The following is a 14,376-nucleotide window of genomic DNA, read 5'->3' on the forward strand; positions in this document are numbered from 1 at the left end:
GCATGCGCTCACCCCGTGCCGTCCTCGAAGACACCGATTGGGACTCCCTCTCGCACGCCTACGACTCGGCGGGCGATGTCCCGGAACGCCTGGTGGGGCTGCTCAGCGAGGACGCGGACGTGTGCGGTGACGTGCTCGCCTACCTCGACGCGGTGATCCTGCACCAGGGGACGATCTGCTCGGCCACCGCGCCGGTCGCCCTGTTCGTGGCGGGCGTCCTGGACGACCCGCGCGTGCTGATCCGGTGCGAGAGCGCCCTTCCGTGGGACGAGCGCGAACGCCCGCTGCGGGCTTCCCTGCTGGAGTGGTTGGGCGACGTCGCCGCCTCGGCCGCGTACGAGGACGAGGACGAGGACGAGTACGACGAGGAGGACGACGGCTGGGTGCGAGCGGTCGAGGCGTGCCGGGCCGTCCGACCCGAGCTGTACGCCCGCGTCGTGCCGTTCCTCGACGACGGTGACACCGCCGTGCGCCAGGCCGCGATCGGCGCGGTGACCCACCTGGTGTCGGCGCCCGACCTGGCCGACCGGCGCGGCGCCCTGGCCGGTCGCCTGGTCGCCGCGGCGCGGCACGCCACACCGGTGGAACGCGCGGGCGTCGCGCTGACCGCCGGGAGCTGGGGCGTGGTCGCACCGTCGTTGCTGGCCGACGACCACCCCGGGGTCCGCGCCTGCGCGGCGCTCGGCGAAGCGCTCGACGGCGACCGGGCCGCGCTGGACGAGGTCCGGTCGGCGCTGCGCGATCCGCGTGCCGCGGACTCGTGGTTCCCGGAGAACCCGCCACAGCTCGACGGCCGGGTCCGGTTCGCGCTGGTCGAGGCGTTGCTGCGGCGCACCACCGCGTTCGAGGAGGTGGTCGACGCCGCGGTGGCGGTCGCCCGGATGACCAACTCCTACACCGTCGACCGCGACTGGGGACCGTTGCTGGTCCGGGCGTTCCCCGGCGGCTTCGACCCGGAGCGGGCCCTCACCGGGGCGCAGCGGCGGTTCCTCGCGGCGGTCGTGGACAACGACGAGTGCTGGGAAGGGGTGTCCAACCCGGTGCTCTGGTTCCGCCGCGCCGGTCTGCCCTCCGACCGGGACGGGCTGCGCGCGCTCCTGGCCTGACCGGGCGGGAGTTCACCCCGAAGGGTGGCGGTGAGCCGGAATACGCGGCCGCCGGTCGGGGGTTGGTGCCGGCATGACCGACACAGGATTCGACCCGCACCCGCTGCTCGCGCAGGCCAGGATCGGCGTGCTCGCGACGATCAAGGCCGACGGCCGGCCGCAGCTCTCCCCGATCATGCCCGCCTACGACCGGGACGCCGGCGTCATCCGGGTGTCGACCACCGAGGGGACGGCCAAGGTGGCGAACCTGCGCCGCGACCCGCGGGTGGCGTTGGAGGTCACCAGCGCGGACGGCTGGGAGTGGGCCACGGTCGAGGGGACGGTGACGATCACCGGTCCCGGCGACGACCCGCACGGGCCGGAGGTCGAGGCGCTGGTGGAGTACTACCGCGCCGCCGCGGGCGAGCACCCCGACTGGGAGGAGTACCGGTCGGTGATGGTGTCCGACCGGCGGGTGCTGCTCACCATCGAGGTCGAGAAGGTGTACGGGCAGAAGGTGAACTGATGTGCGGGTGCGGTTCCCGGACCTCCCGGGAACCGCACGGCCCGCTCGCCTACCAGCGCCCGAAGCGCACGGCCTCCTCGAACGGCCGGCGCTCGCGCGACCGGGGTGACGCGCCTTCCGCGACCTCGTCCCCGGCGCCGTGCCCGATCGCGATCGCGCCGACCGGCACGTGGCTGTCGGGCACGCCGTACCGCTCGCGAACCGGGCCGAAGTCGTCCGCGCCGATGCCGAAGTACACCGCGCCGAGCCCTTCGTCCACCGCGGTCTGCAGGACCAGCAGCACCGCCATGCCCGTGTCGACGTACCAGAACGGCACGGGCCAGCGGTCCTCGCTGCGGTCGGTCCACCCCTTGTCCGGCTCGGCGTACCGGTCCAGGTAGGCGTCCTTCACCGCGAACGCGACCACGACCACCGGCGCGGTCTTCACCGTGTCGTAGGTCCACAGGTGGCGCAGCGAGTCGTAGAACCCGACCGTCTCCTCGCCCCGCAGCACCAGGAACGCCTGCCCCTGCGAGTACCCGGCCGACGGGCCGCGCAGCGCGTTGCGCAGGATCCGCCGCACGGCCTCGTCCGGCACCGGCTCGTCGGTGAACTCGCGCACCATCCGCCGGCGGCGCACCACGTCCTGGAACTCCACGGAAAACCCCGTCTCCTCGACCGACACCGGGCTCAGCGCAGGGTCGGCACGTCCCCGTCGCCCACCCGGACGACGTCGACACCGCGCAGCCCGCTCCGCCACGAGGCAACCACATCGTCGAGCACGGCGGCAGACACCGGACGGCGGCCCAACCCGATCGCGAACCGCACCGCGTCCGGCGTCCCCGCCGCCTCCAGGCCGGCGAGCAGCGCCCGCACCCGGCCCCGCACCGGGCCGACGACGTGCACCACGTCCAGCACGTCGGACAACGCGCGCGTGACGCGGCCGGCCACGGCGTCCGGCGCCGGTCCGGGGTCGGCGGCGGGCTCCTCGACCCACCGCACCCTGGAGCCCCTTGACCCACGACCGGGACGGGTGGTGCGCCGAGTCGGGCGACCGCGCGTGCAGCCCGTCGGGCTTCTCGGTGACCACCACCTCACGGCCGCGCAGCCCGTCGAGGTCGGCGACCCGCACGTCGTCCGGCGACGTGCCCGGCGACCACGGCAGGTGCGGCGTGCGCGGGTAGGCCGTGCGTGGGTGAGCCGTGCGCACAGCCCCCTCCGTCGCCGTCGCCGGGATCCGACGTGAACGACAGGGATCGCGACCCCGACCGATCGACCGGTTTCGGCCGTGCGCCCGCCGCGCCCGGCACTCGATACGATGACGGGTCGAGAACGGTCGGAAGAGAAAGGACGAACGTGGAGACGCTCGAGTTCCAGTCGGAGGCGCGTCAGCTCCTGCGGCTGATGATCCACTCGGTCTACTCGAACAAGGACACGTTCCTGCGCGAGCTGGTGTCCAACGCCTCGGACGCGCTGGACAAGCTCAGGCTGGAGACGTTCCGCGACAAGGACCTGGTCGCGGACACGTCGGACCTCCACGTCGCCATCGAGGTGGACCGGGGGGCGCGCACGCTCACGATCCGCGACAACGGCATCGGCATGACCCGCGAGGACGTGATCGGGCTCATCGGCACGATCGCGAAGTCCGGCACGGCCGAGTTCCTGCAGAAGCTGAAGGAGTCCCAGGACGCCGCCGCCTCGCAGGACCTCATCGGCCAGTTCGGCATCGGCTTCTACTCCTCGTTCATGGTCGCCGACAAGGTCACGCTGGTGACCAGGCACCCGCGCGCGGAGGGCGTCCGGTGGGAGTCCACCGGCGAGGGCACTTACACGATCGAGGACGTCGAGGACGCGCCGCAGGGCACCTCCGTCACCCTCCACCTCAAGCCGGCCGACCCCGAGGACCACCTGGCCGACTACACCTCCACCGCGAAGATCACCGAGATCGTCAAGCGGTACGCCGACTTCATCACCTGGCCGATCCGGATGGCGAAGGAGGACGGCGGCGAGCCGACCACGATCAACTCGCGCAAGGCGCTGTGGGCGCGGCCCGCCTCGGAGGTCACCGAGGACGAGTACGCCGAGTTCTACCGGCACGTCAGCCACGACTGGAACAAACCGCTCGAGACCATCCGGATGCACGGCGAGGGCGTCTTCGAGTACCAGGCGCTGCTGTTCATCCCGTCGCAGGCGCCGCTGGACCTGTTCCTGCGCGAGCGCAAGCGGGGCGTGCAGCTCTACGTCAAGCGGGTCTTCATCATGGAGGACTGCGAAGAGCTGATGCCGGAGTACCTCCGGTTCGTCAAGGGCGTGGTGGACGCCCAGGACCTCTCGCTGAACGTGTCGCGCGAACTGCTCCAGCAGGACCGCCAGATCCAGCTCGTGCGCCGCCGGCTGGTGAAGAAGGTGCTGTCGACCGTCAAGGGCCTGATGGCCGACAAGCCGGAGTCGTACGCGACGTTCTGGCGCGAGTTCGGCACCGCGGTCAAGGAGGGCCTGCTCAGCGACCCCGACAACCGCGACGCCATCCTCGACATCGCCTCGTTCGCCTCCACGGCCGACCCGGAGCAGCCGACCACGCTCGCGCAGTACGTCGAGCGGATGAAGGACGACCAGCAGCACATCTACTACATGACCGGCGACTCGCGGGCCACCGTGGAGAACTCGCCGCACCTGGAAGCGCTGCGGGCCAAGGGCTTCGAGGTGCTGATCCTCACCGACCCGATCGACGAGATGTGGGTCGACGCGGTGCCCGGGTTCAAGGACAAGGTCTTCCAGTCGATCGCCAAGGGGCAGGTCGACCTGGAGACGGAGGAGGAGAAGGCGCAGGCCGGGGAGCGGCAGAAGGACTTCGCCGACTTCCTGGCGTGGATGACGACCACCCTGACCGACAAGGTCAAGGAGGTGCGGCTGTCCTCGCGCCTGACCACCTCGCCCGCGTGCGTCGTCGGCGACGCCCACGACCTGACCCCGACCCTGGAGAAGATGTACCGGGCGATGGGGCAGGAGCTGCCGCCGGTCAAGCGGATCCTGGAGCTGAACCCGGACCACGCCCTGGTGTCGGGCCTGCACCGGGCGTTCGCCGACCGGGGCGGCGACGACGCGTCGCTCGCCGAGTCGGCCGAACTGCTGCACGGCATGGCGCTGCTGGCCGAAGGCGGCGACCTGCCCGACCCGTCCCGCTTCGTCCGGCTGATGTCCGAGCACCTGGAGCGGGCCCTGTGAGGTCCGACCCTGTGAGGTCGTGACCCGGGCGGGCTCCCGGTCACCGCCGGGAGCCCGCCCGGACGAAGTCCTGCACCCACCCGAGGCGCCGGCCGCGGCGTCACGTCGTGCCCGGCGTCCGGCAACCGCGTGGCCCGGCCGCACCGCGCGGCGTCCCCGCTGACCACGACCTCCCGCTGGACCGACGTCGCGCACGCCCGCGGCTGCGCCGACCAACCGCATCGCCGCGGTGCGGCAACGGGTGCTCCCACTCCCCGGCGCGGGCGACACGACCGACCGGCCCACGCGGTCCGGAACCCGCAGCCGGGGCCGCTCCGACTGTCGGTGGGCGCTGCTAGCGTCCCGCCCATCGTCGAGGGGGGCTTTGCGATGGCCGGGGCGAAGGACGTCGTCGATCGGACGGCGGGTGCGTTGGGGTGGGCGGGGTCGGTCTCGCCCGAGCTCGACTGGGCCGCGGTGGAGGGGTGGGTGGGCACCGCTCTCCCGGCCGACTACAAGGAGTTCATGTCCCGGTTCCCGTCCGGGGTGTTCCGGGACGTGGTCCGGATCCTCAACCCGGTGCAGGACCGGAGATGGTCGGCGGCGTTCAGGAGCGACGCCGACTCGATGCTGATCGGTGTGCGGAGCCTGTGGGAGGAGGAGGGCGGCTACCCGCCGTTCCCCGAGCCGGGAGGCCTGATCCCCTTCGCGGGTGACGTCGCGGGCGGGTCGCTGTGCTGGTTGCCGTGGACCGCCGATCCGGACGAGTGGCACGTCGTGCACCTGAGCCGGAGCTCGTACCGGACCCGGACCAGGCGGTCGATGACGGCGGTGATGCGGGAACTCGCGACCAGCCGCAGCGAGCGCAACGTGCTCGGCTGGGACCTGGCCGACACCGAGCGGACCTTCGAGCCGTTCTGACACCGGGAGCGCGGCACCACCGCGACGCGCCCCCGGGCCGAACCGCTACCTCAGCGTCACCGGCAGGGACGCGTGTCCGTTGGAGATGAACGAGTGGCTCGGCTCCAGCTCGTGCGGCGGCACGGCCAGGCGCATCTCCGGGAACCGGGCGAACAGGGCAGGCAGGGCGATCTCGGCCTCCATGCGCGCCAACGGGGAACCCAGGCAGTAGTGCACGCCGTACCCGAACGCCAGGTGGGTCTTGTCGGCCCTGGTGATGTCGAACCGGTCGGCGGTCTCGCCGTGGACCGCCTTGTCCCGGCCCGCCGCGGCGTACGCCGCCAGGATCGCGTCACCCTTGGCGATGACCACGCCGTCGCCGAGCTCGACGTCCTCCACCGCGTAGCGCAGGGGCAGGTTCGCGATCGGGGCCTGCCAGCGCAGGGTCTCCTCGATCACGTCCGACCAGCCGCTGGTGTCCGCCCGTACCGCGGCCAGTTGCTCCGGGTGGGTCAGCAGCGCCGTGATCGCCTGGTCCAGCAGGTTCACCGTGGTCTCGTAGCCCGCGGAGATCACCAGGATCAGGGTGTCGACCAGCTCGGCCTCCTCCAGCTTCGAGCCGTCGTCCTCGCGCACCGCGATCAGGCCGCTGGTCAGGTCGTCACCGGGGTCCTCCCGCTTCGCCGCGACCAGCTCGTGCATGATGCCGTACAGCCGCACGGCGTTCGCCTGGGCCGCCTCGGCGGTGATCGTGGTGTCGAAGACGCCGTCGACGACGCCCCGCAACTCCGCCCGCGCCGCCGCGGGCACGCCGAACAGCTGGCAGATGACCTCGATCGGGATCGGGTAGGCGTACCGCTCCCGCAGGTCCACCGGCTGCCGTGCCGCGTCGGGCCCGTCGAGCCCGTCCAGCAGCCGGTGGGCGATCTCCTCGATCCACGGTCTCATCGCCGCCACGCGGCGGGCCGTGAACGCCTTGGACACCAGCGAGCGCAACCGCCGGTGGTCGGTCCCGTAGGCGGTGAACATGTTCTGCACCGACACCCACAGGTGCAGGGGCCAGTCCGCGGAGATCCGGCCGCTGGTGTACTCGGGCCAGTGCTGCCGGGCGTCCTTGGAGACCCGCGGATCGCCGAGCAGGTCGCGCAGGGTGTCCTGGCGGGTCACCGACCACGCCACAACCTGGCCAGGGAGCTCCACCAGGGTCGCCGGACCGCGGGCGGCGATGGCCGCGGACTCGGCGTGGACGTCACGGCCGGTGGGGTCGAGGACGATGGGGTCGGCTGGTCGTTCCAACGGGTTTCTCCAGGTGACTCGTCGGGGTGGACGGGCACGGCTACCGGGGTGAAACGCACGGGGAGCGCGGTGAGCGCGCGGTGGAACGGGCCGGGTCGCCAGACCAGCTGGTCGACGGGGACGGCCAGCCGCATGTCGGGCAGGGCGTCGAGGATCTTCTCCATGGCCACCGACGCGATCAGCCGCGCGGGCTGCTGCGCCGGGCAGGAGTGCACGCCCGCGCTCCAGGCGAGGTGGGCGCGGTTGCCCGAGCGCTGCTGGCCGGCCAGCGCGGGGTCGTTGTTGGCGGCCGAGAAGCTGATCACCACCGGTTCGGCGGCGGGCAGCCGGACCCCGGCGAAGTCCGTGTCCTCGACCGGGTAGCTCGCCGAGTAGTTCGCCATCGGCGGGTCGGTCCACAGCACCTCGTCCAGCGCCTCCTCGACCGGCAGGCTGCCGCCGGAGAGGGTGCCCGCGAACCGGTCGTCGGCCAGCAGCAGCCGGATGCCGTTGGCGATCAGGTTCTTCTCGGGCTCGGTGCCCGCGCCCATGAGCACGATGAGCTGGTGGATCAGCTCCTCGTCGGTCAGCCGGGCGGGGTGGGCCATCATCCACGACGGCATGTCCTGGCCGGGCCGCTGCCGCTTGAGCGCGACCAGCTCCAGCATGCACCGGGTCAGCTCGGCGTTGGCCTTCTCCGGCTCGACCAGGTCGAAGATGTCGCGCATGGCGACCACCAGCCGGTCGCCCAGCTCCGGCGGGCAGCCGTAGAGGTGGTTGAACATCATCAGCGGCAGCAGCTGCGCGTACGCGCCGAGCAGGTCGGCCTCGCCGTCGCGGGCGAACCGCGCGATCAGCCGGTCCGCGGTCCGCTCGACGTGGGCGCGCAGCGCGTTCGCGTCGACCCGGGCGAGGCTGTCGGTGACCACGGCGCGCAGCCGCGCGTGCTGGGCGCCGTCGGTGAACAGGCAGTTGGGCCGGTACATCATCATCGGCAGCACCGGGCAGTCCGGCGGCATCTTCGCCTGCCACTGCCGCGGGTCGCGCGGGAACGCGCTGGGGTTGCGCAGCACGTCCAGCGCGGCCGAGTAGCCCACGACGAGGCTGGCGGGCACACCGGGCGCCAGCTCGACCGGTGCGACCGGCCCGTGCTCGCGCAGGGCCTGGTAGGTCGCGGCCGGGTCGGCGGCGAACTCGGGGCCGTACAGGGGCATCCGGCCCTGGTGTGCGGGACATGCCTGCCCGGGGGCGGCTTGCGAGGTCACTCGGTCTCCTGGTTGCGGGTCAACAGGTACTCGACGAGGGTGACGAGCGCCTGCGTGGACGACGTCACGTCACGGGCGTCGCACGACATCAGCGGGGTCGCGGGCAGCAGGTCCAGCGCGTCGCGCAGCTCCTCGGCGGGGAACGCGGGCGCGCCGTCGAAGGAGTTGACCGCCACCGCGTACGGGATGCGCAGCTCCTCCAGCAGGCTCATGACCTCGAAGGACTGCTCCAGGCGACGGGTGTCGACCAGCACGAGCGCGCCCAGCGAGCCGTGGGCGATGTCCTTCCAGACCCGGGTGAACCGCTGCTGGCCGGGCGCGCCGAACAGGTACAGCACCAGCTCGTCGCTCAACGTCAGCCGGCCGAAGTCCAGCGCCACCGTGGTGGTGCTCTTGCCGTCGACGCCGGCCAGGTCGTCGACCAGGGCGCCCGCCTGCGTCATCGTCTCCTCGGTGCGCAGCGGGCGGATTTCCGACAGCGTGCCGACGAAAGTGGTCTTGCCGACCGCGAACGGGCCGACGATCAACAGTTTCACCGCCGTCCGCACGGTGTCGCGCAGGTAGACGCCGTGCGGAGCCGGCCGGTCCGGGGCCGGTCGGTCAGAGGCGAGCGCGGAGGCCATCGAGCACGTCCTTCAGCAGCTTCACGTCGGGGCGCGCGGTGTGCGACACCGCGGCGTGGGTGGCGATGTGGCCGCTGTCGACCAGGTCGGACAGCAGCACCTTGGTCACGCTGATCGGCAGCGAGAGGTGCGCGGCGATCTCGGCCACCGACAGCGCGCCGCCGCGGCACAGCTCCATCAGCCGCTTCTTCTCCGGCGACAACCCGGACACCTGCTCGCGGGTGGCGATCACGACCGTGACGGCGTCGAAGGTGTTGCGGCTGGCGTGGGCGCGACCGCCGGTCACCACGTACGGCCGCACCAGGCCCTGCAGGCGCCTGTCGCCGCTCACGCCGGGCTGCCCGCGCCCTGTCGCGGCGGGCTGGTGAGTTCCTTGCCCAGCCGCTGGACCAGTTCCTGGATGCGGAACGAGACCGCCTCCATGTCCACCCGGTCGGTCGCCGAGACGGCGAGGTACGCGCCGGGCCCGGCGGCGGCCAGGAAGACGTAGCCCTCGGCGAACTCGCTGACCGTCTGCCGCCACTGGGCGCTGGTCTGGCCGCAGAACTCGGCGGTGGCCCGGGCCAGCGACTGCAACGCCGACATGGCGGCGGCGTGCCGTTCGGCGTCGTCGCGGCCGATGCCGGCGGAGTGCGCCATCAGCAGCCCGTCGGCCGACAGCAGGACGGCGTGCCGCGTCTCCGGCATCTTCAGGGCGTCGTCGAGCATCCAACCCAAAGTGTTCATGCCTGGGTGTTCCCTTCAGCGACGGGCGGCGTGGTGGCGCGGCCCGACTCGGTCCCGCGCTTCCAGGCGGCCAGCCCGGTCGCGATCCGCTGGTCGGTCGGCGTGGGGACGGGGGCGGCCGACGGCGGCGCGCCCTGGTCGGCGGGCTGCGTCCGCCGTCTCCGGGGCAGGCCGCCGGGGGTGCGACCCAGCACGGCGTCGTCCACCACCGCGGTCGGTGGCCGGCGCTGCTCGGGCGGCAGCGCGACGGCGTTGTCGGGCATGGTCGGCTTGCTCACCCGGGTGAGCAGCTCCGTCGGCAGGAAGACCACCGCGCGCACACCGCCGTACGGCGAGCGGGTGTCCACCGAGACCCGGAAGCCGTAGCGCTCGGCCAGCACGCCGATGACCGCGAAACCGACCTGCGGCGGGTCGCCGAGCCGGTTGATGTCGCTCGCGCCGTGACCGGCCAGCAGCCGGGCCGCGCGGTCGAGCTCCTCGACGGTCATGCCGACGCCGCCGTCGTCGACCATCACGACCATGCCGTTGTGCGCCTGCTGGAAGTTGACCTCGACGCTGGTGTTGGGCGGCGAGTGCCGGGCGGCGTTGTCGAGCAGTTCCGCCACGGCCAGCACGACCGGCTCGACCGCGCGGCTGACCACCGCGACGTCGGACTCGGCGGGCAGGTTGATCCGCAGGTAGTCCCGGATGCGGGAGGTGGCGCCGCGCACCACGTCGGTCAGCGGCGAGGCCGACCGCTGCTGACCGGGCCAGGAGCCGCAGAGCACCGCGGTGGCCTGGGCGCGGCGGTTGAGCTGGGAGTTCATGTGGTCGACGCGCATCAGGCCGGCGAGCACGTCGGGGTCGTCGTGCCGCTCCTGCATGGCCGAGATCGCGACCTGCTGCTCGTTGGACAGGCTCTGCACCGCGCGCATCATCGACTTGAGCGTGGCGCGGGCCGACTGCTCGCCCCGCTCGGTGGCCTGCCGGACGGAGTCGGCGAACAGCGCGAGCACCTGCTCGTGGCCCTCGGCCGCGTCCGGACGCTTCGGACCGGGCACCTCGACGGGCCGGTGGCCCAGCGACTCGGCCAGGGCGGGCAGCCGCGCCTCGACCAGGTGCCGCTCCTCCTCGGCCAGGGCCCGCGCCCGCTCTTCGGCCCGGTCGGCCCGCACCCGTAACGCGCGGGTGGTCCGTTGTTGGCGAACCAGCAGGAACAGCGTGATCAGCACGATGGCGAGCAAGAACCAGAACGCCACCGCGAGTGTTTGTCGGTCCATCAATTCCTCTGGTGCGGGCGAGCTGCCGGATGCCGGTGCGCCGAGCCGGGCTCTGATCTTTATCACGGTACTTCGACGGACGCCAAGTGGTTGCCGCAGTCTCCCTCCAATGGAGCAACCGTTGGCGGAAAACCATTACCATATGTCCACTGTGGACAGTGCGGGCGGCCCGGGAACCGGTGTGCGGAATGGTTGGAATTCGCAGGTCAACGCATATTCGCTGATCGATCCGGTATTGCGTTCGGGCGAATTCGCGCGATCACGCCGCCCTATCGCGGCGGCGTTGTCCGCCGAGCGGCTACCGTGAGCGCCTTCGGTGAGGTCGCGGAGGTCGTGGTGGTGGACGGGGACGACGTGGCCGGGCACTCGAACGCGGTTTCCGGGACCAGCGAGGTCGTCGTGCAGTCGCGGCACATCCACGGCGGCGTGCACGTCTCCACCTCCCCGCCCGTGCGGCGACCCCGGCAGCTCCCGCTGTCGGTCGGCACCTTCACCGGCCGCGAGCGCGAGCTCGCCGAGCTGGACGCCCGGCTGCGCGGCGGCACGTCCGGCGTGGTGATCTCCGCCGTGTCCGGCACGGCGGGGGTCGGGAAGACCGCCCTGGCCGTGCACTGGGCGCACGGCGTGGCCGACGAGTTCCCCGACGGGCAGCTCTACGTCAACCTGCGCGGCTACGACCGCGAGCCGCCGCTGACGCCCGACGACGTGCTGGCCGGCTTCCTGCGCGCCCTGGGCGTCTCGGACATCCCCAGCGACGGCGGCGAGCGAGCGGCCCGCTACCGCACGCTGCTCGCCGACCGGCGGGTGCTCGTGGTGCTGGACAACGCGGGCCGGGTCGACCAGGTGCTGCCCCTGCTGCCCGGCGGCCCGTCGTGCTTCGTGGTCGTCACCAGCCGGGACCGCATGTCGACCCTGCGGGTGCGCTACGGCGCGCACGGCGTCGACCTGGACCTGCTGCCGCTGGACGACGCGTTGCGGCTGCTGCGGGCGACGGTCGGGCCGAGGGTGGACGACGAGCCCGGCGCGGCCAGGGCGTTGGTGCGCAGTTGCGCGAGCCTGCCCCTGGCGCTGGGCATCACCGCGGAGATCGCGGCGGTTCGGGAGCGGACGCCGCTGGCCGACATCGCCGAGGAGCTGGCCGACGAGCGCCGCCTGCTCGGCGTGGCGGACGACGACCACAGCATCCGCACGGTGTTCTCGTGGTCGCTCAAGACCCTGGACGAGCGCTGCCGCCTGGTGTTCCGGTTCCTCGGGCTGCACCCGGGCCGCGAGTACGACGTGCCCGCGCTCGCCGCGTTGGCCGACCTGCCCGCGCCCGAGGTGCGGCGGGCGGTCGACGACCTGCTGCGGGTGCACCTCGTGGCGGAGGTCGCGGACGGGCGGTTGCGCACGCACGACCTGCTCGCCGCCTACGCGCGGGACCTGGCGGCCGAGCACTTCGCCGCCGCCGAGGCGGAACGGTCGTCCGCCCGGCTGTTCGAGCACTACCGGCGGCTGACCGCGCACGCCGTGAAGGCGGTGACCGGCGGCAGGCAGAGCCACCGGCGCGCGGTGGCCGCGCCGACCGGCGGCCTCAAGCCCGACCGGGCGTGGTTCGCCACCGAGCGGCTCAACCTGGAGGCCGTCCTGGACCACGCGCGCGGCCGCGGTGTCGACGCCGAGGAGGTCGGCCACCTCGCGCACGACCTGGGTGTGCTGACCCGTGCCGCCGGTGACCTGCCCGTGGCGCTGCGGCACTTCGCGGCCGCCGCCCCGGTGTTCCCGGAGAGCCGGCGCCGCTACTCGTACCGGATCAGGCTGGACGAGGAGGAGGCCAAGGTCGCGGCCGGGCTGCACGCCGGCGCCCTGCGGTCGTTGCCGCTGCTCGGCGACCACCTGCGGGTGGCGGGCATGACGGGGGAGCTGGCCGAGGCGGACCGGTTGACCGCGGTCGCCGCGCTGGCGTGCGGCGACCCGTCGCGGGCGATCCGGCTGGCCCGCGCCGCGCAGCGGGTGTTCGAGAAGCGCGAGGACCCGAAGGCGGCGGCGCTCTGCTCGCTGACCTACCTGGCGGCGGTGTGCACCAGCGCGCTCGACGCCCCGAACGCCTCACCCAACCGGATGATCGACAAGGCGCTGTCCACCGCGGCCCGGCTGGACGGGCTGGGCATGCGCGACGAGGCCGACCACGCGCGGCTGCTCGGCGTGCGGCTGGCGGTGGCGGCCGGGCAGCTCGACCGGGCCGACGCGCTGCTCGGGCAGGTCGCACCACCGACCCTGGGCACGCCGACCGACCAGCGGCTGCTCCACGTGCTGTGCGAGGCCGAGCTGATCGAGGAGTTCGGCGAGCCGGAGGTGGCGATCGCGCTGGCCGCCGAGGGGTACGCGGAGGTCGGCCGGTCCGAGGGCCGGCCCGCGGGGATCGGCGTCGCGCCCGCGAGCACGGTGTACGGACGCGCCCTGCGCGCCCTGGCGCTGCGGATCGCGCTGCGCGACCACGACCCCGGCGGGGTGTTCGAGATCGCCGAGCAGTTCCGGCCGCAGCGGCAGGGGCTCACCGGCGGCGACCGGGGCGTGCGGCTCGACGCGGTGGCCGACCAGCTCGGCGCGCGGGCCCTGGTCGGGTTCGCGGCGACGTCGGAGCGGCTGATCGCCACGGTCGTCGTGGACGGGCGCGTGTCCGTGGTGGACCTGGACCTGGCCGGTGCGATCGAGCACGCCCGGTTGCTGCGGGCGGACCTGGACTCGGCCTCGGCGGTGGTGGACCTGTCCGACCGGGTGGTCGGGCTGACGTCGGCGCAGGCCGGCGGCTCGGCGGCGGAGCTGGACCGGCACGTGGTGCGGCCGCTGCTGCGGCTGATCGGTGGCCGCGACCTGGTGGTGGTGCCCGCCGAACCGCTCGCGGGCGTGCCGTGGTCCGCGCTGCCGTCGCTGCACGGCCGGCCGCTGGTGGTGGCCCCGTCGGTCGGCGCGTGGTCGGCCGCCCGGCGCCGGGACGGCACGCGGACGTCGGACCGGGGCGTGTTCGTGGTCGGGCCGGGCATGGCGGCGGACCGCGCCGACCTCGCCGAGCTGGCGGACCTGCACCCGCGCGCCGAGGTCGTGGCGCCGGAGGTGCGGGCCGTGCTCGGACGTGCCGACGGCGCGCGTTTCCTGCACCTGGTGGCGCGACGGGAGCACGAGCCGGAGAACTTCGTGTTCTCCCGGGTCGTGCTGGCCGACGGCGCGCTGCTCGCGCACGAGTTCGGCGAGCTGGAGGAGCCGCCGGACCTGGTCGTGCTGCCGGGGTCCGGCGAACGGGTGCCGGGGGAGGTGGCGCTCGGGTTCGCCAACGGGCTGCTCGTCGCCGGGGTGCGGACCGTGGTGGTTGCGGTCGCGCGGGTCGCCGCGCAGACCACGGTGGCGGTGATGCGGGAGCTGCACACCGCCCTGGCCGCGGGCGAGCCGCCGGGGAGGGCGCTGGCGGGGATCGTCGCGGTCGACCCGCTGCGCCGGCCGTTCCTGTGCGTGGGGTCGGGGGAGTGACGGTCACCCGGGTCGGACCAGTGGGGTCGC

15 protein-coding genes are annotated in these 14,376 nt (G+C 73.3%); 7 read left to right on the plus strand and 8 right to left on the minus strand.

Annotated elements, in window-relative coordinates; genetic code table 11:
* Positions 1-2 precede the first annotated feature (2 nt).
* On the plus strand, positions 3-1,106 hold the full coding sequence (locus FHX81_RS36585) for a HEAT repeat domain-containing protein (RefSeq protein ID WP_141983046.1): 1,104 nt from the start codon (positions 3-5) through the stop codon (positions 1,104-1,106).
* Positions 1,107-1,179: 73 nt separating this feature from the next.
* Positions 1,180-1,611, plus strand: a complete 432-nt coding sequence (locus FHX81_RS36590; RefSeq protein ID WP_141983047.1) for a PPOX class F420-dependent oxidoreductase — start codon at positions 1,180-1,182, stop codon at positions 1,609-1,611.
* Between the two features lie 49 nt (positions 1,612-1,660).
* On the opposite strand, the gene FHX81_RS36595 is transcribed toward FHX81_RS36590, so the two are convergent.
* Together FHX81_RS36595 and FHX81_RS40965 are read right to left on the minus strand one after the other, a co-directional pair.
* Positions 1,661-2,248 carry a nitroreductase family protein gene (locus tag FHX81_RS36595; protein WP_141984328.1) on the minus strand — a complete coding sequence of 196 codons (588 nt, stop codon included), beginning with the start codon at positions 2,246-2,248 and terminating at the stop codon, positions 1,661-1,663.
* A 32-nt stretch (positions 2,249-2,280) separates the two neighbouring features.
* Positions 2,281-2,592, minus strand: a complete 312-nt coding sequence (locus tag FHX81_RS40965) for a hypothetical protein (protein WP_170231860.1) — start codon at positions 2,590-2,592, stop codon at positions 2,281-2,283.
* An 11-nt stretch (positions 2,593-2,603) separates the two neighbouring features.
* On the opposite strand from FHX81_RS40965, the gene FHX81_RS41505 reads away from it, so the two are divergent.
* The 3 genes from FHX81_RS41505 to FHX81_RS36610 all read left to right on the plus strand — a co-directional run bounded on the left by FHX81_RS41505 (position 2,604) and on the right by FHX81_RS36610 (position 5,715).
* On the plus strand, positions 2,604-2,774 hold the full coding sequence (locus FHX81_RS41505; RefSeq protein WP_211363663.1) for a hypothetical protein: 171 nt from the start codon (positions 2,604-2,606) through the stop codon (positions 2,772-2,774).
* A gap of 220 nt (positions 2,775-2,994) precedes the next feature.
* Positions 2,995-4,815 (plus strand): molecular chaperone HtpG, encoded by a 1,821-nt coding sequence (gene htpG, locus FHX81_RS36605; RefSeq protein WP_246108341.1) that lies wholly within the window; start codon positions 2,995-2,997, stop codon positions 4,813-4,815.
* 369 nt (positions 4,816-5,184) lie between these two features.
* The gene (locus tag FHX81_RS36610) at positions 5,185-5,715 is read left to right on the plus strand and encodes an SMI1/KNR4 family protein (RefSeq protein ID WP_141983049.1); all 531 of its coding nucleotides are present in this window, start codon (positions 5,185-5,187) and stop codon (positions 5,713-5,715) included.
* A 45-nt stretch (positions 5,716-5,760) separates the two neighbouring features.
* On the opposite strand, the gene FHX81_RS42400 is transcribed toward FHX81_RS36610, so the two are convergent.
* From FHX81_RS42400 to FHX81_RS36635, 6 genes are read right to left on the minus strand one after another with little or no spacing between them, the layout of a single operon-like run.
* Positions 5,761-6,921: a cytochrome P450 family protein gene (locus FHX81_RS42400; protein ID WP_425473903.1), complete on the minus strand. Its 1,161-nt coding sequence runs from the start codon at positions 6,919-6,921 to the stop codon at positions 5,761-5,763.
* On the minus strand, positions 6,858-8,183 hold the full coding sequence (locus FHX81_RS42405; RefSeq protein WP_246108147.1) for a cytochrome P450: 1,326 nt from the start codon (positions 8,181-8,183) through the stop codon (positions 6,858-6,860). Before FHX81_RS42405 ends, FHX81_RS42400 begins: the two co-directional genes overlap by 64 nt.
* Before the next feature lie 47 nt (positions 8,184-8,230).
* Positions 8,231-8,857 carry a GTP-binding protein gene (locus FHX81_RS36620; RefSeq protein WP_141983050.1) on the minus strand — a complete coding sequence of 209 codons (627 nt, stop codon included), beginning with the start codon at positions 8,855-8,857 and terminating at the stop codon, positions 8,231-8,233.
* The gene (locus FHX81_RS36625) at positions 8,835-9,188 is read right to left on the minus strand and encodes a DUF742 domain-containing protein (RefSeq protein ID WP_141983051.1); all 354 of its coding nucleotides are present in this window, start codon (positions 9,186-9,188) and stop codon (positions 8,835-8,837) included. The genes FHX81_RS36620 and FHX81_RS36625 overlap by 23 nt, the downstream gene beginning before the upstream one ends.
* Positions 9,185-9,583: a roadblock/LC7 domain-containing protein gene (locus FHX81_RS36630; protein WP_141983052.1), complete on the minus strand. Its 399-nt coding sequence runs from the start codon at positions 9,581-9,583 to the stop codon at positions 9,185-9,187. Before FHX81_RS36630 ends, FHX81_RS36625 begins: the two co-directional genes overlap by 4 nt.
* Positions 9,580-10,842 carry an ATP-binding protein gene (locus FHX81_RS36635; RefSeq protein ID WP_141983053.1) on the minus strand — a complete coding sequence of 421 codons (1,263 nt, stop codon included), beginning with the start codon at positions 10,840-10,842 and terminating at the stop codon, positions 9,580-9,582. The genes FHX81_RS36630 and FHX81_RS36635 overlap by 4 nt, the downstream gene beginning before the upstream one ends.
* Before the next feature lie 109 nt (positions 10,843-10,951).
* On the opposite strand from FHX81_RS36635, the gene FHX81_RS40970 reads away from it, so the two are divergent.
* Both FHX81_RS40970 and FHX81_RS36640 read left to right on the plus strand, forming a co-directional pair.
* Positions 10,952-11,149: a hypothetical protein gene (locus tag FHX81_RS40970; RefSeq protein ID WP_170232303.1), complete on the plus strand. Its 198-nt coding sequence runs from the start codon at positions 10,952-10,954 to the stop codon at positions 11,147-11,149.
* Complete coding sequence (locus FHX81_RS36640; protein ID WP_170232304.1) at positions 11,146-14,346, plus strand: CHAT domain-containing protein; 3,201 nt, start codon at positions 11,146-11,148, stop codon at positions 14,344-14,346. The genes FHX81_RS40970 and FHX81_RS36640 overlap by 4 nt, the downstream gene beginning before the upstream one ends.
* The last annotated feature ends 30 nt before the right edge of the window (positions 14,347-14,376 follow it).

The sequence above is a fragment of the Saccharothrix saharensis genome, assembly GCF_006716745.1.
Lineage (GTDB): Bacteria > Actinomycetota > Actinomycetes > Mycobacteriales > Pseudonocardiaceae > Actinosynnema > Actinosynnema saharense.